The sequence below is a fragment of the Pseudomonas sp. Tof1 genome, from assembly GCF_055390395.1.
Map to the genome: position 1 here is coordinate 5,219,234 of NZ_AP024344.1, position 17,422 is coordinate 5,236,655.

Annotated in this window: 22 protein-coding genes; all 22 read right to left on the reverse strand. The window is 65.5% G+C overall.

Annotated features, from left to right (window positions below; all coding sequences use genetic code 11):
- Positions 1–43 precede the first annotated feature (43 nt).
- The 22 genes from ACZ5KU_RS23330 to sctN all read right to left on the reverse strand — a co-directional run bounded on the left by ACZ5KU_RS23330 (position 44) and on the right by sctN (position 17,422).
- On the reverse strand, positions 44–451 hold the full coding sequence (locus tag ACZ5KU_RS23330; protein ID WP_081006019.1) for a hypothetical protein: 408 nt from the start codon (positions 449–451) through the stop codon (positions 44–46).
- Positions 441–1,148, reverse strand: coding sequence for an HrpE/YscL family type III secretion apparatus protein (locus ACZ5KU_RS23335; protein ID WP_054063018.1), 708 nt, complete (start codon positions 1,146–1,148; stop codon positions 441–443). Before ACZ5KU_RS23335 ends, ACZ5KU_RS23330 begins: the two co-directional genes overlap by 11 nt.
- Positions 1,129–1,683: a protein OrgA gene (locus tag ACZ5KU_RS23340; protein ID WP_054059464.1), complete on the reverse strand. Its 555-nt coding sequence runs from the start codon at positions 1,681–1,683 to the stop codon at positions 1,129–1,131. Before ACZ5KU_RS23340 ends, ACZ5KU_RS23335 begins: the two co-directional genes overlap by 20 nt.
- Positions 1,680–2,390 carry an EscJ/YscJ/HrcJ family type III secretion inner membrane ring protein gene (locus ACZ5KU_RS23345; RefSeq protein ID WP_054059463.1) on the reverse strand — a complete coding sequence of 237 codons (711 nt, stop codon included), beginning with the start codon at positions 2,388–2,390 and terminating at the stop codon, positions 1,680–1,682. The genes ACZ5KU_RS23340 and ACZ5KU_RS23345 overlap by 4 nt, the downstream gene beginning before the upstream one ends.
- Entirely contained in the window at positions 2,387–2,695 is a 309-nt protein-coding gene (sctI, locus tag ACZ5KU_RS23350) for a type III secretion system inner rod subunit SctI (RefSeq protein ID WP_054059462.1), read from the reverse strand. Before sctI ends, ACZ5KU_RS23345 begins: the two co-directional genes overlap by 4 nt.
- A 53-nt stretch (positions 2,696–2,748) precedes the next feature.
- The gene (sctF, locus tag ACZ5KU_RS23355) at positions 2,749–3,006 is read right to left on the reverse strand and encodes a type III secretion system needle filament subunit SctF (RefSeq protein WP_054059461.1); all 258 of its coding nucleotides are present in this window, start codon (positions 3,004–3,006) and stop codon (positions 2,749–2,751) included.
- 3 nt (positions 3,007–3,009) lie between these two features.
- Complete coding sequence (locus ACZ5KU_RS23360; protein WP_464736342.1) at positions 3,010–4,164, reverse strand: PrgH/EprH family type III secretion apparatus protein; 1,155 nt, start codon at positions 4,162–4,164, stop codon at positions 3,010–3,012.
- A gap of 112 nt (positions 4,165–4,276) precedes the next feature.
- On the reverse strand, positions 4,277–4,711 hold the full coding sequence (locus ACZ5KU_RS23365; RefSeq protein WP_464736343.1) for a transglycosylase SLT domain-containing protein: 435 nt from the start codon (positions 4,709–4,711) through the stop codon (positions 4,277–4,279).
- Positions 4,708–6,096 carry a winged helix-turn-helix domain-containing protein gene (locus ACZ5KU_RS23370; RefSeq protein ID WP_464736344.1) on the reverse strand — a complete coding sequence of 463 codons (1,389 nt, stop codon included), beginning with the start codon at positions 6,094–6,096 and terminating at the stop codon, positions 4,708–4,710. The genes ACZ5KU_RS23365 and ACZ5KU_RS23370 overlap by 4 nt, the downstream gene beginning before the upstream one ends.
- A 208-nt stretch (positions 6,097–6,304) precedes the next feature.
- Positions 6,305–6,601, reverse strand: coding sequence for a phosphopantetheine-binding protein (locus ACZ5KU_RS23375; RefSeq protein ID WP_464736345.1), 297 nt, complete (start codon positions 6,599–6,601; stop codon positions 6,305–6,307).
- Positions 6,602–6,688: 87 nt separating this feature from the next.
- Positions 6,689–7,594 carry an IpaD/SipD/SspD family type III secretion system needle tip protein gene (locus ACZ5KU_RS23380; protein WP_464736346.1) on the reverse strand — a complete coding sequence of 302 codons (906 nt, stop codon included), beginning with the start codon at positions 7,592–7,594 and terminating at the stop codon, positions 6,689–6,691.
- 65 nt (positions 7,595–7,659) lie between these two features.
- Positions 7,660–8,826, reverse strand: coding sequence for a protein IpaC (locus ACZ5KU_RS23385; RefSeq protein WP_464736347.1), 1,167 nt, complete (start codon positions 8,824–8,826; stop codon positions 7,660–7,662).
- A gap of 5 nt (positions 8,827–8,831) precedes the next feature.
- Positions 8,832–10,622 carry a type III secretion system translocon subunit SseC family protein gene (sctE, locus tag ACZ5KU_RS23390; RefSeq protein ID WP_464736348.1) on the reverse strand — a complete coding sequence of 597 codons (1,791 nt, stop codon included), beginning with the start codon at positions 10,620–10,622 and terminating at the stop codon, positions 8,832–8,834.
- A complete protein-coding gene (gene sicA / locus ACZ5KU_RS23395) occupies positions 10,619–11,110 on the reverse strand; it encodes a type III secretion system translocator chaperone SicA (RefSeq protein WP_054059456.1) in 492 nt (163 codons plus the stop codon). The genes sctE and sicA overlap by 4 nt, the downstream gene beginning before the upstream one ends.
- Before the next feature lie 114 nt (positions 11,111–11,224).
- Entirely contained in the window at positions 11,225–12,259 is a 1,035-nt protein-coding gene (locus ACZ5KU_RS23400; protein ID WP_054059455.1) for an EscU/YscU/HrcU family type III secretion system export apparatus switch protein, read from the reverse strand.
- 1 nt (position 12,260) lies between these two features.
- Entirely contained in the window at positions 12,261–13,040 is a 780-nt protein-coding gene (gene sctT / locus ACZ5KU_RS23405; protein ID WP_054059454.1) for a type III secretion system export apparatus subunit SctT, read from the reverse strand.
- A 7-nt stretch (positions 13,041–13,047) separates the two neighbouring features.
- Positions 13,048–13,302: an EscS/YscS/HrcS family type III secretion system export apparatus protein gene (locus ACZ5KU_RS23410; protein WP_054059453.1), complete on the reverse strand. Its 255-nt coding sequence runs from the start codon at positions 13,300–13,302 to the stop codon at positions 13,048–13,050.
- 10 nt (positions 13,303–13,312) lie between these two features.
- Positions 13,313–13,972, reverse strand: a complete 660-nt coding sequence (locus ACZ5KU_RS23415; protein WP_054063027.1) for an EscR/YscR/HrcR family type III secretion system export apparatus protein — start codon at positions 13,970–13,972, stop codon at positions 13,313–13,315.
- Entirely contained in the window at positions 13,962–14,882 is a 921-nt protein-coding gene (locus ACZ5KU_RS23420; RefSeq protein WP_464736349.1) for a FliM/FliN family flagellar motor switch protein, read from the reverse strand. The genes ACZ5KU_RS23415 and ACZ5KU_RS23420 overlap by 11 nt, the downstream gene beginning before the upstream one ends.
- Positions 14,879–15,703 carry a hypothetical protein gene (locus ACZ5KU_RS23425; RefSeq protein ID WP_464736350.1) on the reverse strand — a complete coding sequence of 275 codons (825 nt, stop codon included), beginning with the start codon at positions 15,701–15,703 and terminating at the stop codon, positions 14,879–14,881. The genes ACZ5KU_RS23420 and ACZ5KU_RS23425 overlap by 4 nt, the downstream gene beginning before the upstream one ends.
- Positions 15,700–16,155: a protein SpaM gene (locus ACZ5KU_RS23430; RefSeq protein ID WP_464736351.1), complete on the reverse strand. Its 456-nt coding sequence runs from the start codon at positions 16,153–16,155 to the stop codon at positions 15,700–15,702. The genes ACZ5KU_RS23425 and ACZ5KU_RS23430 overlap by 4 nt, the downstream gene beginning before the upstream one ends.
- On the reverse strand, positions 16,139–17,422 hold the full coding sequence (gene sctN / locus ACZ5KU_RS23435) for a type III secretion system ATPase SctN (RefSeq protein WP_464736352.1): 1,284 nt from the start codon (positions 17,420–17,422) through the stop codon (positions 16,139–16,141). Before sctN ends, ACZ5KU_RS23430 begins: the two co-directional genes overlap by 17 nt.

The following is a 17,422-nucleotide window of genomic DNA, read 5'->3' on the forward strand; positions in this document are numbered from 1 at the left end:
TTGAACCGGTGATTATAGCCGGGCCGCCCCCTGACAAGCGAGGTCACCAGTCCGCGTTTTCCCAACTATCGTCAGCGGGTGGCTGGAACACCTCCTGCATATAGCGACTGATGAACAGGCTGGCGCCAAACAGCCGGGTCATCACCTCGCGCATCTCGCGTTCCTGTGCCGAGCCCGCCAAACCCTCCTCCTTGAAGCGCGCCAGGACCTGCCCGACCACTTTCACCTGTTCATTGAGGGTGTGGTAGTCCGGCCGGCCTTCGTCACTGCTACGGTAGCCGCTGATGAACCGCACGATCGCCGGCCCACCCGCTCCCGCCAGTTCCAGCACCTGTCGGTAGAAGTCCTCGAAGCCCGGCCCGGGCGGCTGGGCGGCGACCAGCCGTTGCTCCAGGGACGACACCGGGTCGGCGGCGGCAGCAGAAATCGACGGGTTGCCTTCAATCCGCATCGTCGGCTCCCATCGGTGGCGGCAGATCGGTCCCGGTGAATGTCGCGACCAATCGCGCCAGGGCCTGCCGCGCCTGCTCATCCAGTTCGCGCACGCTGTCGGGCAGGCCCGCCAGGCGGCTCAGCACCCGCGGTGCCAGTTGCTCACGAGCTGCTTCAAGCTCGAACTCGAACAGTTGCTCGCCCAGACGGACCACATACCGTTCCTGATCGGAGAACTCGAACTTGACCGAAACCACACCCAGGCGCTCCAGTTGCTCACGCAAGACCGCCACTCGCCCTCGACAGCGCAAGGGCAACAGCACCTGCAAGGTCATCCGCGTGGTATCGGCCTGCTCCGCCAGCCACTGTTCGAGCATCTGGTCGAACCAGCGCGGATCGTCCAGCAGGGACTTCAGCAACTGTCGGAGCGTCTCGGCCATCTGCCCATGCAACTGGTCGGCCAGACGCCGCGACTCGCACAACCCGCGGGCCAGGTCGACCGCCGCCTGCATCACGCCCTCGCCGTACCCTTCGGCAAAGGCCGAGGCCTGGATAGCCTCGACTTGCGCCTGGGCCTCATCGAGCAGATCACGGGCACGGCGGCGGGCCTCGAGTTCCAACGCCCGGCAGCGACGGGCAGTCGCCAGTTCCTGGCGGGTGATGTGCACGCGCTCGCCCGCAGGCAACACGTCGAGGCTACGAATGGTGTCGAACATGTTGCACCGCCAGGAAAAACAGCGTGGGATCGGGCCGTACGACCGGCAAGCGGGCCTGCCAGGCAACCACCGTTTCGGGGAACAGCAGCCGCACTCGCTCGCTCAGCGCCGCGGGCAGTTCCTCGCTGAACGCCAACAGCTCGGCCAGCCCCACACCCTCCACCTGCTCCAGCAGCGGATGGTCGACGCTCAGCGCCCATGCCCGTCGGGGGCCGATCGCGCGCCGGGCGAAGTCACGCTCCTGCGCGGACAACAAGCCCATCCGCGCGCCCCGCGCCAGCTCCGGCCACAGGCGCTGCGCGCCCATCAAGCGGGCGATCTGCGGCAAATGCCGCCACTGCCGAATCCACACGCGACTGAACGAGCCAGGCGCGGGCAACGACATGGGCAGTTGCAGCCCCTCCAGCAGTATTCGGTTGAGTGCCTGCCGTGCCGGTTCGCCCGTGAAAGCCTCGGGCAGGTGCAGGCGTCCGGCGGCAAGATAGTCCAGCGGCTGCCAGAGAATCCGCCGCAGGCATTGGTCCAGTTCGCTCATGGCCGTACCTGCCGGGTGCGCATGTGATGGAACCAGCCGGCGGTGGCGAGCAATCCGAGAAAGGTGACCAGGAGCACACCGGCAATCCACCAGCCGCCGCCGGGCGGCTCGACGGCTGCCGGCGCCACATGCTGGATAGGCTCGCGCCGACTGAGTACCACGGAAATGTGTTCGTATTCCAGCGCGGCGAAGCTGTTCTTCAACAGGCGCTTGATATCGCTGATCAACAGGCCCGGCTCGACGTCACGCTCATGCACCGCCAACGCCGAAAGATGCACCGGCGCGGCCTTGCGCCCGCCGTCGCCGGCATCCAGGTCATAGCTGACGTGCACCCGGGCCGAGACCACGCCTTCGAGCAGGCTCAGGGACTGCTCCAGGCGCTGTTCCAGGGCGGAGTAGAGCCGGGCCTTTTCCGCCCTGGGCGAGGCGACCAGGGAGTCGGCCGGAAACAGCTCGGCCACCTCCAGCCGCGGCCTGGAGGGCAACGAGTAGAGGTTGAGCAGGTCCACCGCGGCCGGGAAGTCGACCTGGGCCACGCTGACACTGTAGCCGGCCTTGCCGTTGTCGTGCTTGACCACGCCGATGTTGTTGCGCTGCAGCACCGCCAGCACTTCATTGGCCTGTTGCTGGTCAAGGCCTTCGAGCAGCGCCGGCTGGCGACAACCCGCCAGGCCCAGGCACAGCAGCAACCATACCCAGGGTTTCATGACGCACGCAGCAGGGTTTCTGCCGTGCCCACGGCCTTGCGCACCAGGACGCTCAGCAGGTTGATATCGACGGTGTGCTGCGCGAGCTGCTCCTGCAGTTGTGCCAACCTTTCCGGGTGGGTGACATCGGGGCTGGCCAGTATCTGCCGGATACTCTCGACCCGCTCCGCCGAGCCCACCGCAGCGCCGGCAAACGCCTCGATAAGGCGGGCCTCCAGGGAGACCGCCGAGCTTTCCCCGGCGCTGCGCAGCTCGACCATCGCCACCTGCTCGACAAGGCCAACGGTCGGAATCGAATTGGACATGGCATCCCTCGCAAAGGCCGGCGCTCGGCACCGGCCGGTTCGGTAACGGAAGATCAGCGCGCCGCCTGGATGGTCGACATGTCGATATCCTTGAAACCCTTGGTGGTGTTGGTCTGGACGTTGCGGAACACGGTGTAGGAGGAAAAGGCCGTCTGGTAGGCGGCCAGCAGGCCGGGGTTCGACGGGTCATCCTTGAGTTTCTCCAGGGTCTGGTCGAGGATATCCTTGAGCTCCTTGGCGCCACTCTCGAAAGCTTGCGCCTGCCTGCCCAGGAAATCGTCGGGAAAGTCGATCGGAGTTGGGGTACTCATTCATCACCTCACGTGTTGCGTCGTTGGAAAATGCCAGGACGAATGGCCGGCCTTGATGTAGCCCCCGGGCCCTGCCTGAAAAGAGCGGCCCTTGAACGGATCGTCACGAAGCTCGATATCGAAGCGCACGCTGCGGCTGCCCCAGCGCCGGTAGAACTCATCGACGAAGCGCCGGGCCTGCTCGCGCTCGGCATCGCGCAGATCACCGGAAACCTTGAACAGCGTGCCCTCGCCCTGGCCGACCCGCTCGAACGGCAGCCCCAGTTGCTCCAGGCCACGGGCCGCCAGAATGGCGGGCAGGCCCTGATCCAGCCCCTCGAAGTCCACCTGCCGCAAGTACGCGGCCTCGCCCAGCAGCAGCCGCGAGACCTGCTGCCGGAGTTCGACATCGGGCTGGACGTCGGCACCATGCAGTACCCGCACGCTGGCCGGCTGCGACAGGTCGACCCGCAACACCTTCAAGGCCGGCACCCGTTCGGCCAGCAACGACTCCAGGCGCCGGCCTTCCTCCAGTACATCCAGCACCGTGCTGGGGATGCGCTGCCGCATCAGTACCTGGCGGCTCCAGCCCGCATCGTGCACCGAGGTCACGAACACATAGACCCGATCATCGCGCCCCTGCAGAACCTGGGTCGCCTCGCGGGTGCCGGCGACCAGCGCGGCGATATCCGCCCGGGGACGCTCCATCGGTACCGACGAGACGGCCGCACAGACCGCCAGCAGGATGAACAGCAAGACCGTGGCGACCACCTTCCTGAGCCACGGCCGCCCGTCACGGGCAATGCCCGGCGGCCCGCTCGGCAGCGCGCCATCGAACAGCCCCGGCATCCAGGGCTCGCTCTCGGGCCGCAGGGCGACGACCAGCTCGCCGATCCGCTCGCAGCGCTGGAACGCCACCTCGCGCAATTCGACCTCGTCGCCGAGAATGCGCAGGCTCGCCCCCTGCGGGTCGAGCAGTACCTCGAAGTTGCAACCCCGTCGTTCGAGAGGAACGAAGATCGCTTCATCGGGCACGGCGGCGACCAGGTCATTGTCGCCGAGCAGCTCGGCAGCACCGACGATGAACAGCGTGCGGCTGTTGCAGAGCCTGAACTCGCACCCTTGCAACAGGCCACTGCCCACTCGCAACACGCAGGGTAAAAAGGGGTTATCCGACATCACTACCCTCTTCGATAGGGAAAGCGTCGGTGGATGTTAGCCAGCCCTTTCCGGCCGATCCTGATCGCCCCACCGTCGTTGTCGGAATATTCCAATCAGAATCGCGCGCCACTCACGGCACCAATACCCGATAGAAACGCCAGACCTTGCGCGCATAGCGCTCGCGGGCGGCCTGGCGATCCTCGGCGCTGCCGGCGTTGTAGGCACCCACGGCGTCCCAGCCGTAGCCATGGCGATCGATGAAACGTGCCAGGATCGAGGCACCGACCCACACGCTCAGGCAAGGCTCCTCAAGCAGACGCTGCTCGGTAATCCCCTGCTCGGACAACCGCGGCAGGTGCAGGCTGTTGATCTCCATCAGGCCGATATCGCGGCTGCCATCCGGGTTGTGGTTCATCGCCTGCGGGCGCAGGCCGCTCTCCACATGGGCGATGGCGTACAACAGTTCCGGCTCGATACCATGGCCGCGCCCGGCACTCTCCCAGCAGAACGCCGGTGCCGAGCCCGCCCACGCCAGCAGCCACCAGGCAATGCGCCTGGGCCTCATGCCCGGTGTGGCGGCTGCCCTGCCACCGCATCCGCCGGCGGCGCCAACTGCGCACAATGGGCCAGGATGGCAGCGTACTGGTCACGCAGCACCGGATGTTCATCGGCCTGTTCCTCCAGCACTTCGCGGGTCATGGCCAGAGCCAGCCGGGGATCGCGGGCAAAGGCGATGCGGATGCGCATCAGTTGGGCGGGCATCGAGGTGGGGTCCTGCCGCAACGCCGAGTCCAGGCACTCCAGCGCCCGTTCATCACGCCCGCCAGACCAGTGATGCCAGCCGTGCAGGTAGTGGATATCGGCCCGCTCGCAGCCCGGCAGACAGCGCTGGAACAACGCCTGGGCGGCCTCGTCGCAGCCTTGCAGGCTGGTGACCAGGGCCAGACGTGCCAACGCTTCCCGATTGCCCGGCTCCAGTTGCAGCGCCCGGGCCAGCGCCTCGCGGGCGTTGCCCAGCGCCGTCTGCTGGTCGACCAGCCCCAGCAGCGACAGCGCCAGGTACGCGTCGGCCACTCCCCACCAGGGCGGAACGTAAGTCGCATCCATCTGCAGGCACTGGCGAAAATACAGCAGGGCCTCGCGCACGCTTTGCGGGGTGTGCCGCTGCAAACCGTACACGCCCTTGAGAAAGGCCAGGGCCAGGGGGTAGGAGGAACACCCGTCGACGGCCGGGCGCACCTCGGGCAGGTGCTGAGCCACCAGCGAGACCATCGACCTGAGCAGTTCGTCCCTGCTGCCCTGGATGGCTACGGGACCATGCACGAGACAGTGACCGTGGCCCCGGATCAATTCCACCGACGCTTCCCACTGCTCGCCGCGGACCTCAAAGCGCCCACTCAGGTAGTAGTCGGGCGCCAACTGCTCCATCAATTGCCGGGTATCGACCGCCCCCGGCCCCGGCAGGGTCAACGCCGCCGGCAGGATTCTGAGGGTTGCGTCGAATGCCGTCTTCAACTGGCGAATGGTCGCCTCCTGCAGATTCGACGCCGCCAGTTCATCCGCCTGGCGAAACGGCAATACCGCCAGCGACGGCCCCGCCGGATAATCACCCGGCGCAGGCGCCAGCGGCGCCACCGCCGCGTTGAAACGGTAGCCCTTGCCATACACGGTGGTGATGTAGCCGCGCCCCGGCCCGAGCAGTTTGCGCAGCGCATAGATACAGCGCGTCAACGACTCCTCGGCGGCATCGCTGCCGGCCCACACGCAATCCAGCAGATGGTCCTTGGTCACCAGCCGGCCGGCACGGCCGAGCAGCAGACGCAGGACATGCAGCTCCTTGGGCGGCAGGTGCACGCCCTTTCCATTGCGCAGCAGCACGCCATCGCCTTGCAGCAGCCACTCGCCGAACGCGAAGGATTGTTTCAGGAAGTTTTCAGTGGCAAGGCCCATATCGAGCTAGAAACCTCTATGCAGATCGACTGACATTCGGAAACGGGGCCCGGGGAGCCCAGGCCCGTCACGAAGAACCCAGCGACTATAGAAATTTGACCAACAACATTCCGTAGGACGTTTCTCCATAAAAACAAGAAAAACACCACAAGCTTTGAGGAGTGAAAAAACTTCAGGCAGCGGCAGAGCACAAACGACAGAAAAGTCGTTACGAACCGTCGACCTTTTCCTCGGTTTTCCTGCGCTGCCGGGCATTTCCTACAACCCGGCACACATCCGCGATGGTGCGCCAGCCGGCCACGCCCTCCTCGGGCAAGTCGATCTCGAAAGCCTCGTTGAGCAGCAGCACCATCTCGATGATGCCCATCGAATTCAGGTACAGGTCCTCGATCAGGCGCGACTCCAGCAGGACCTTGCGCCGCTCCAGTTGAAAGTGGCCCGCCAGCAGCACCACCACCTGTTGTTCGATGAAGTGCTCGCAGTGGCCTGGTGTCAGATAGCTCATCGGTTGTTTCTCCAGGGCAGGACGAAGCCTGCGGAGCAGGCCGCGGGCTTCGTCTTCGAGAAGGTATGAACGGTTCAGGCAGGCGGATCAGGTGTGGGTCATGCCTTTCAACATCTCCGTGAACTGGTTGATGTGGTTGGACAGGACCTTGATGAAGTTGTCGTAGGTGGTGTTGGCGCTGGAATACTTCTGCGTGAGTTCCTGGAGCTTGTTCTTCAGGCGCTCGGTCTGGGCATTGAAACCGGTCTGCCAGGCCTGGAAACTGGCGCTGTCGAGCACCACCTTGCCATCCTCCCCCACTTCCAAGGCGTCCAGGTCCTCGATCATCTGCGTGAGCGGGCTGCGATCGATCAGCACGGACCAGGTGCCATCACCGTTGTCGCGCAGGCAACTGGCCGGCAATCCCAGCGCCTCGCACCACTTGGCGGCATCTTCCTTCGAGCCCTTGAACAGCTCGTCATCCAGTTCCGCCAACAGTGCCTCCAGTGCCTTCTTCAACTCGCCCACATCCAGCTCGATGTCCTTGCCCTCGTTGACCGCCTCCATCCATTGCTGGAGTTTCGAGGTGATCTGGCTGTTGAACGCATCGAAAAAGGCCGAGAATTTGTCCACGATGTCCTTGTAGATATTCAGGTAACGCTCGCCGATCAGATTGATCAGCTCGATCAGCTTGTCGAAGAACGTCGGTGCCTGGGGCAAGGGCTTTTCACCCGGCGCGCGGATCTCGTCGGGCAACTCGTCGCCCAGTTCGTCGACGATCGACTGCTGCCTGAGCACGACATCGTCCCGGCCCTCGATCATCCCGGCGACCAGTACCTCGAACTCCTTCAGGCGTTGCACCAGCACCTGCCCAGTGTAATCACGGCTGTCCCTACTGGCTTCTGCGTTCAATCCTTTCAATTGCGCCAGGACTTCCTTCAGTGCGATATCCAGCGGTTCCTTGGACTCAGGCCGGGGTAATGGCACTTCGATTTTCGGCTTCGGCTTCGGCACCGAAGCCAAGTCACGAGCATGATCGTGGTCCCGATTCAAGACAGGCGCGTTGGTTAAAACTTCCATCAGGCACGCACCACGCCGTCAATAACGCTGTTACGGGACAGGAAGATCTGCTGGAAGATGTCCATCAGTTTCTGCAACAACGCGGCATCCCTGGCCTCGACCTGGCCCTGCTCTTCCGCCAGGCTTTTGTGCACGTTCTGATTGCTCTGCTGCAGCACCCCGCGCTCATTCTGGGCGTTCTCTTCAAGACGAATGGAGGCGCTCACCACATTGCTGACGACCGAGGACACCGAACTCATGCTATTGCCGATCGCCGCCAACTGATCCGGAGTCCGTGACGCCAGTTGGCTCATCCACTGCGCAGTCTCTCGACGCTGGCCGGCGTCACTGATCAGATCCTTCAGCGCATTGCGGTAGACCTCCTGTTCGTCAGGCGTCAGCGCACTCAACTGATGGGTGTCGCGCAGTTGTTTGTCCAGGTCCGCCTGCAGACGCCCGGCCTCCAGGGCTTCACTCCGGTGGGTGGTGATATCAGCCTGCCTGGCCTGAAAGCTCTTGAGCGACAGGACCAGACTGCCCCCGGACAAAGCGCCGGCGGCGATCGCCATACCCAGGCTGGAATACAGGCTGGCATTGCCCGCTTCACGGATCGCCTTGCCCTGCTCCACCGCGGCATTGGCGGCCATCACACTGAAGTGCCCGCGCAACTGGGCATTCGCCACCCGGGCAAAATTGAACGCAGTGATCGCCGCCAGCAACACGCCGACATGCTTTTCCCAGACCCTGGGATCGAAGCCGGACGACTCGGGTTCTTCGATGCCGACCTGCCTGGCCACCTCGCTCGTCACCATGGCCAGCTCGCTGTCGCTGAGCCGGCTGATATCGGTCAGCCATGCCCGCTCCTCGTCGCCAAGCTGGCCAACCAGGCGGGCCAGAGCGGCAAGGTCGAACGAACAGAGTTCACGCAGTTTGCCAAGCTGCTGTGCATCCATCGGGCTGAGCAGTACGGCCAACTGGGCATCAGTGAAACCAAACTTCTCCAGCGGCCCTTTAAGCGCCTGCAGGGTATGCGAATGGGCGCAAGCGACCTGCCTGTCGAGCCGCTGCTGCAGCAACGCGCCGTCGAGGAGGGACTTCACCGCTTGCGGCGCTACCTCGACCGACGCGGGCTGGACAACCTCACCGGTCACCGACGGCATGGGCGCCGTATGGGAAATTCCGTTCATAAGCACTACCTCCGTTCCAGGCTGATATTGCGGGCGATCTGAAGCGCCGCGCTGTGATCCTGCTGCGCCTTGGCCATGAAGCGCTTCATCTGCTCGTCATTGTTTTCGACCAGGCGGGCGAAGGTCTCCAGCGCCTCCTCCAGGTAGCCGCCCAGGGCATCGACGATGGCCATGCTGACGCGGATGTCGGCCAGGTGCTCCGCCCCCTGTTTCTGGTGGATCCCGTTCTTGATCTGCAGCCCCGACTGGGTGGCGGTTCCCGCTGTCTGTACCGTCGCCAGGAGCAGTTCGAGGCGGTTCTTCAATTGACCGACCGCCACCTCGTCGGTGGACGACGCCACCAGGCCACGCAACTGTTCCGCCAGCCTGGCCAGGCTCTTGCCGAGGCTGCCGAGGCTCTGCTTGAGCAGCTCCGGCACCACCTTGGAGAACACATCGCCCATCTTTTCCATGACCTTGCTCATCACCGAGCCGAGCACCGGCCCGGCGGCCTGGATACCCACCACCGCGGCGGCGATGACCATGACCACCGCGGCAATCGCGCCCAACACCGCGCCGATGATCTTCGCCTTGTCCTCGGGCACACCCAGTGCCATCAAGGCCTGGCTGTACATGTCCGCCATGAGCTTGACCAGTTTCTGGAACACCTCCATCACCGGCTTCATGGCCTTTTCCATGAAGGAGTTGCCGGTCGCTTCCTTGACGATCATGTCCGACAGCGAAGCCAGCACCCCGACAATGCCAACCGCCGCGGCGACCAGCGCGCCAGCGGCGGGTGCGGCCGCTCCCAGGGTGGCAACGGTGCTGACCACCGCTACCACCGCGCTGATGGCCATGACCAGCCAGCCGAGGATCTTGCCCATGCAGCCCATGGCCTTCTGGGCCGCCTCGGCCTTGCGCACTTCCTCCTGGTATTCCTCGGACTTGATCCGCATGAACTCCTGGCGGGCCGCCTGCATATCGAGGAACAGTTCCTGGTCGGCCTGCAGCTGCCGGTCGGCCGCGTCGCCCAGCAACTCGATCAACCTGGCCATCGCCAGCACCAGGGCGCCCGCGGAACTCAGGTGCTGTTTGCCGAGTTCGTCAGCGATCGGCCGTCCCCCCGCCTTGTCCTGAACCTGCCGGGCCAACCCCTCGGCCCTGATGGCCGCGAGCTTGGCCTTGCCGAGCAGTTGGACATGGGCATCCGCGGCCTGCGAGAAGCCCTGTTGCAACGGAGCGACTGCCGCCTTGGCCCGATCCCGCCTGGCCAACGCCTCGGCATACTCCGGCGACGACGGATTCAGCGACGCCAGGTGCGACTCGGCCGCGTCGAGTTCGAGCTGGGCCTGGTCGAGCCGGGCCTTCAATGCCTCCAGCCGCTCCTGGCTGGTATCGACGTCGCCCTGGGCCGCCACCAGTTCGGCCAGCGCCCCGGCATAATCGGCGGACAGTTGTTGCAAGGCCTGCTGGGAGGCATGCGCCATCGAGCGCAGCAGCGACAGGCGGTTCTTCAAACTCTCCAGGCTGCTATTGCCCAGCAGTTCGACCAGCGAGGCGATCAGGCGGACGAACTCGCCCTCGGCGTTCAATTGACCTTCGCCGGCCCGCGCCGGTGGCGGTTGCAGCCGCGGCCGGGCATCGCTGCGCACGTCACCTTCGGCCTGGTAGTCCACCGACTCCAGGCCCGCCAGCAGTTCATGGTTGAGCCGCTGGAACTCGTCGGTCCTGGCGGCCTTGCGGGCGGCCTCGGCATAGGGGCTTGCGTCAGGAACCACCAGGGGCCTGGTACCCACGACCCCATTGATGTCTGTCATTGCTGATCCTCCGTTGCTCGGCTATCGATATGACTCAAGGCATCGAGGTAGACCTGGGCCTGCCTGCGCAAGTCATCATGGGTGACCCGTTCCAGCACATACTCGAAACACAGCTTGGCCTTGCCCCCCTGCCCGAGGGCGAGCTGGCACTGGCCGGTGTAGAACATCGGGCGGTAGTCGTCCTTGCCCTGGGCGAAGGCCACGGCATACAGCTCGATCGCCTTCTGGTGGTTGTTGCGCAACTGGTGTACCGCCGCCAGCCCCATCCAGTACTGGCTGTTGTAGAAGTCGTAGATGCACAGGAAGTGGAAAAACTTCTCCGCGTCGTCCAGTCGCCCCTGTTCGTAGAACTCGTAGGCATAGGCATAAAGACTGTCCATCTGCTCATCGCTGATCCCGCGCACATCCTTGAGCGGCAGGCCTTCCAGGACGGCCTGCACCGCCTCGAAAGCCATCTGTTCGTCCTCTTGCATGTCTTTGCGACTCATCGACCACACTCCTGAAGATGGCGCCAGCCTGATTGACGCCTGCATTGAGCCAAAATCCCCACGCCCCCACCGCCAAAATGCGCTCATGCCGGCAGCCCCCCGAACGGGGCCGGCTCAGGCCTGCTCGACCTGTTCGAGCCAGACCAGCAGGCGCAGGACCTCCTCGATTTCCTGCAGCTTGATGAAGCTGTAGCGCTGGTGCGTGCGGTAGATCCGCCGGGCCAGGCGGATATCGCTGACAACCGCAATCCCCATTTCGCGGGCATAGGCGCGTACCGCCAGGGCCCGCTGGTTGGTCTCGATCACGCTGACCAGGGGGATGAAGCTCAGGTCCGGCCGGAAGTAGATGCCGATGGCGATATGCGTCGGGTTGGCGACGATGACCCGCGAGCCACGGATGTCCGAGCGGACCTGCTCGGAAAGCAGCTCCAGGTGCAGGTCTCGGCGCTTGTGCTTGATCTGCGGATCGCCCTCCTGCTCCTTGTGCTCGCGCTTGACCGAATGCAGGTCCATCTTCAGTTCGCGGATGTGCAGCCAGTATTCGCTCAGGGCATCGAGCAGCACGATCAGCAGCGCACAGGCCATGAACGTCAGCAGCAGGCTCAGCAGCATCCGCCCCCAGGCCGGGAACAGGTCGGCCGGCTGGGCGAACAGCTGGGCGAACAGCAACTGGCGCTCCGCCTGCCAGACCATCCACAGCGCCACGCCGAAGCTGCCGAGGTAGAGCACGGCCTTGAGGCTGTCCTTGAGCGTGCGCAGGCTGAACAGCTTCTTGAACCCGTTGATCGGGTTGAGCGCGTCCAGGTTCAGCTTCAGCGCCTCGAAGGCCAGGACGAAACCGCTCTGCAACAGCGCCGGCAGGGCACTGCTCAACACGCACACCAGCGACAGCGGCAGGATGCACAGCAACGCCAGTTCGAGCAGTTGCGCGCTGTAGCGCTGGGTATCATCGGCCAGGCCGGCGGCGATGATCCGTCGGTAGACCTCCATGACCTCCAGCAATGACACGCCGAACACCAGGAACAGGATCGCGCACAGCATCATGCAACTGATGACCAGGTCCTTGGCCTTGAAGGTCTGGCCCTTGCGCGCGGAATCGCGCAGGCGCTTGGTGGTCGGCTTTTCGGTTTTCGAGGCACTGTCGGACATGTCACGACCGCCCCGGCGTGCCCAGGTATGCCGCCAGCCTGTCCAGGGACTGGGCCATGCCCAGCACCTCGTCCGGCAGATGGCTGCCGAAATACAGCATCAGCACCGCCAGCGCCACCAGGCCCTTGACCGTCAGCGAGACGGAGAAGGCATTCATCTGCGGCGCATAGCGCGACAACAGCCCCAGCAGTACCTCGCAGATCAGCAGGCTGGCGACCACCGGCGCACTGATGACCAGAATCTTGCCAAGCAGGCCATCGAGCACGGCCATCAGCAGCGCCAGGCTCATCTGGCAGGCCAGCCCCGGCGCGCATAACTGGTAGCTGCGGGCCATGGTCTCGACCATCAGGTGCAGCCCGCCCCCTTCGAGGTAGACCACCGCGGCGAACAGCTGGAGGAAGTTCGACAGCTCCGAGGTATCCACGCCGTTGGCCGGGTCGACCGTGCTGCTGAGCATCGCCCCGCGCTGGTTGTCGATCAGGTTGCCCATGCCGTGCAGCACCCAGAACGGCCAGCACAGCAGGCAGCCCAGCAGGATGCCGAGCCCGGCCTCGCCGACCAGCAGGCCGGCGAACGCCAGGCTGTCCAGCGCCGGCAAGGCAACACCCGCACTCGGCCAGAAACCCAGCGCGACCAGCACCAGCACCGCCTGGCGCGAAGCCCCGGTCAGCACCCCGCCATTGAGAAACGGCAGCATGAAGAAGATCGGCGCCCATCGCGCCGAGGCCACCAGCGCCGCCGCCAGCCAGGCGTGCAGATCGAAGAACAGCGTGACCGACACGGGGCCGTCAACCGAGCGCCAGGCGCATGATTTCCCGGCTGAACGCCAGCAGCGTCTCGCCGTACCAGCCCGCCAGCAGAAACAGGCAGGCCGAGACCGCCAGCAGCTTGAGGGCGAACGGCAGGGTCTGCTCCTGCAACTGGGTGACGGTCTGGATCAGGCCGACCACCAGGCCCACCACGGTGGCGGCGATGATCGGCCAGGCGACCAGCAGCAGGATCAGGTACAGGGTCTTGTTGCCGGCATACACCAGGTCGTTCATCCGTCGGCGCTCACTCGTGCAATGCCAGGTACTGCCCGACCAGCCCGGTGGACAACAGGGCCCAGCCATCGAGCGCAACGAACAGCACCAGCTTGATCGGCACCGAGATGATCATCGGGCTCATCATCATCATGCCCAGCGCCAGCAGGATGCTGGAGATCACCAGGTCGACGATGACGAAGGGCAGGTACAGGTAGAAACCGATCTTGAAGGCGCTCTTGATTTCGCTCAGCGCATAGGCCGGCAGCAGGGCGAACAGCGAGGGTTCGGTTTCCTCGTCGGCCAACGCGGCGGCATCGGTGTTGCCGGCCCGCTGGGCCCGTTCGAAAAAGAACGCCAGCTCCGGGTCGGTGTAGCGGCGCAGATAGTCCTTGTAGCTGCCCAGGCCGTTCTCGCTGAACTCGACCAGCGCCTCGACGCTGTCGAAGCGCACCTGGTGATCCCGGTAGTAGGCATGACCCTGCTGCACCACCGGGCTCATGACGAACAGCGCCAGCAACAGTGCAATCGCGTTGAGGCTGATGTTCGACGGCACCTGTTGCAGGCCCAGGGCATTGCGCACAATCACGAAGACGATGGAGAACTTCAGGTAGCAGGTCCCCGCCGCCACCAGGAATGGCAGCAACGAGGCGAACGCCAGCAGCGCGATCAGCGACACATCATTGTTCACCGGCAGCCTCCCGACGGACTTCCTGCAACTCCACGCCCAACCCCTCGCCCAGTTGCACCAGCTCGCCGCGGGCGAGCACCCGGCCATTGACGCGGATCTCGATCCGGTCCAGCACCGACGGTTCCAGTTCCAGTATCTGGCCCTCGATCAACGCCGCCAGTTCGGCCAGGCTGATGCGCTGCTCATGCAGCACGAACTCCAGGTGCACGGGCAGGTGCCCCAGCGCCGTGCCGGGTTCGGCTGGTGGGGTATCGGCAGGGTTGGGTGACAGGGTCATGTGCAGGCCTTGTTCGATAAGGGTGAACTCGCCGACCGGCCGGTCGGCGAGCAGCCATTGCCGGGTCAACCGGCTGATTCGCAATACGTCGCCACTGCCGAGGATGGACAGCAGGGTCGGTGGCACCCGGCTGTAGCCGAGCGTCATCCGCAGGCAATGCGGCAGATGCCAGAGCCAGGGGCTGAACGGCAGCGGCTGCGGCGGTCGCGGCCCGGCGGGCAGGCGCAACAGCCACAACGAACCCCGTGCCGTCACGAGGCGTGGCAGAGGCTGATCCCGCGCCGGCACGGTACTCACCACGACCGATGCCAACTGGGTGTAATCCAGCTCTGCCAGGCCAACCTCCAGCGGACGCGCCAGGGCCTGGAACAACTCGACGATCCGTTCGATGGAGCACGGCGCCTTCAGCAGCGCGGGCAATGTCGGCAGCAGGCCGGCAAGCCATTCACGGGCCTCGACCAGCCCCTGCCAGCCTCCTCCCGGGCCTTCGGCGTGGAACTGCAGATAGTCGGCCCCGGGCGGCGGCACTTGCAGGTCCGCCTGGCAACCCGCCTGGCGCCAACGCTCGACCCGGTGCCGGTACGCATAATCCAGCGGGTCGAGCCGGCGCAGCCTCGGCCACCGCCCCGTCACGCCGAACGAGCCCGGTCATTTTCGGCCACACCGCCCAGTCGCCAGCCTGGCTGCCCGGCCTGTTCGAAATGCCCTCTGAGCTGCTCGAACACCCGTCGGTCGGTCGCGCGGATCAACAACCCGGCTTCTCCGGTTTCGTCCCGGCTGACCAGCACCTGCCCCTGGGCATGTGCATTGTGGAAAGGCACCTGAAGGAAATCGCCACTCGCCTCATCGTCCTGTTCCCGCGACTCCGGCGCGGCGTCCTCATGCTGCCCGGACATCGCCGTCCGTTCGTCAGCCGCGCCCTCGAAAAATGCCTGGGCCAACGGGACCGGAGTCTCCGGGCGCGCCTGCGCCATACCCTGGAAGAGCTCGGCAGCCACCCGCAGGACAGCCTCCTCCTGCGCGATCTCTGCCGCTGCCAGGTCCTCTTCGGCCGCCTTCACCGCACGCTCTTCGACCGCAGCACCCTGCACCGGGGCGGCCAGCCCGTCACGAGGCGCACCCTCGATCCGGACAACCTCCCTCTCCCCACCGGGCACGCCTTCATCGCCCAGCCCGGCGCCGCTCGCCAGCACAGCCATCTCTGCGACTTTCCGTATACCCACCCCCTCTGCCGACCGGTCGCCCAGATCCGCAGGCTGACCGGCCGCCGCCATCGACAACGCGCCCGGACGGCGTGCCAGCCTCGGCTCAAGCACCGCCAGCAACAGGGCCACCCCTTCGGGTATCGCCTCCTCATCGAGAGGCTCCCTGTCCGGGTCGATCCGTCCCGGCCATTCGAGCCCCTCGCCCGTGACAGGCTCGATCACAGGCAATACGGGGAAAATGCTGTTCATCGTCTGCTTCCCATCAGTTCATCGACTTCCGCTTCATCGCGACGCAACCGCTCCAGTTGCAACTCACGACTCAAGCGCCGCCGCACCACGGCGTACTTCGACTGCCTGCGCCGTATCAGCTCCAGCGCCTGCTGGCCTTGCCGTATCTGCCCGTCGAGCTGCGCGTGTTGCTCGTTCAGCGGCTGACGCTCCAGTGCCAGGAGCTGGATCTGCCGGCGAATCACCGCCTGGCGCCGCAGCGTCTCGCGCAGCTGCCAGGGGTCGAGCACGCAGTTGTCGGCACGATGACTGTCGAGCAATGCCCGCAACGACACCTCCTGCTCCTCCAGCGCCGCCCCTTCGCGCAGCAACTGTGCCCGACGCTGGCGCAGACGCAGCAACGCGATCTCTTCCCGGCGCAGGCGCCAGGTCGTGAAGCCGAGCAGTCGGTCGATATCAGCCAATGAGCTCATGCAGGCTCCGCAGGGTTTCGTCCGCTCGGCTCGGCTGATCGGCGGCCTGGCGCAACCAGGCGTACAGGTCGTCGCGGCAGGCCATGGCCTGATCATTGGCCGCGTCGGCTCCCGGGCTGTACTCGCCCAGATCGAGGAACACCTGCAACGCCTCCAGGCGCGCCAGCACATCGCGGGTCGCGATCGCCAGGCGCCGGGTCGCTTCATCGGTTACCTGCAGCGCCACCCGGCTGGTACTGCGCAGCACATCGATCGCCGGGAAATGGCCCTTGGCGGCCAGGCTGCGGCTCAGATAGATATGCCCATCGAGGATCGAGCGGATCTCCTCGGCGATGGGGTCCGGTTCATCGTCACTTTCCAGCAGCACCGTGTAGTACGCGGTGATGCTGCCCTGCGCCGTGTGCCCGGGACGTTCGAGCAGGCGCGGCAAGGCATCGAACACCGAAGCCGGATAGCCGCGCCGCGCCGGCAGCTCGCCGGCTGCCAGGGCCAGGTCACGCCGGGCGCGGGCATAGCGGGTCAGCGAGTCGAGCAGCAGCACCACGCAGTGCCCCTGGTCGCGAAAGTATTCGGCGACCGCGGTCGCCTGCAGGGCCGCGTTGCAGCGGTCCACCGAGGACAGGTCGGAGGTCGCGTAGACCACTACGCAACGCGCCCGCCTGGGACTGTGGCGCAGGTGCTCGATGAACTCGGTCACCTCACGCCCACGCTCGCCGATCAGGCCGATGACGAACACGTCGGCCTCGGCATGGCTGATCAGCATGTTGATCAGCGTGGTCTTGCCCGAACCGGCCGCGGCGAAGATCCCCATGCGCTGGCCGACCCCGCAGGTCAGCAGGCCGTCGATCGCGCGGACACCGGTGATCAGCGGCGCACTCACCGGCCGCCGCTGCCGGTAGGACGGCGGGTCGGCATCCACCGGGTAATCCTCGCCGGCGAACCCCGCCGCCGGGGCCAGCCGCTCGACGATTGCACCGCGGGCATCGAGCACGCTGCCGAGCATCCCGGCACTGCAATACAGGCGCAGGGTCGAACCGGTCGGCACGATCATCGACTCGCGGGACAGCCCGCGCGCCTCGCCGAGCAGGCTGAGCACCACTACGTCGGGCTTGAAGCCGATCACCTGGGCCCGGGCCAGCAGCCCGGTCGAGGCCCAGTGCCGACGGACCTCGCAGACCTCGCCGATGGACACCCCATGCAACGCCGCCTCGATCAGCGGACCGCTCAGGCGCCGCGGGTGCGCACCGCGGCGTTCGAGGCGCAGCAT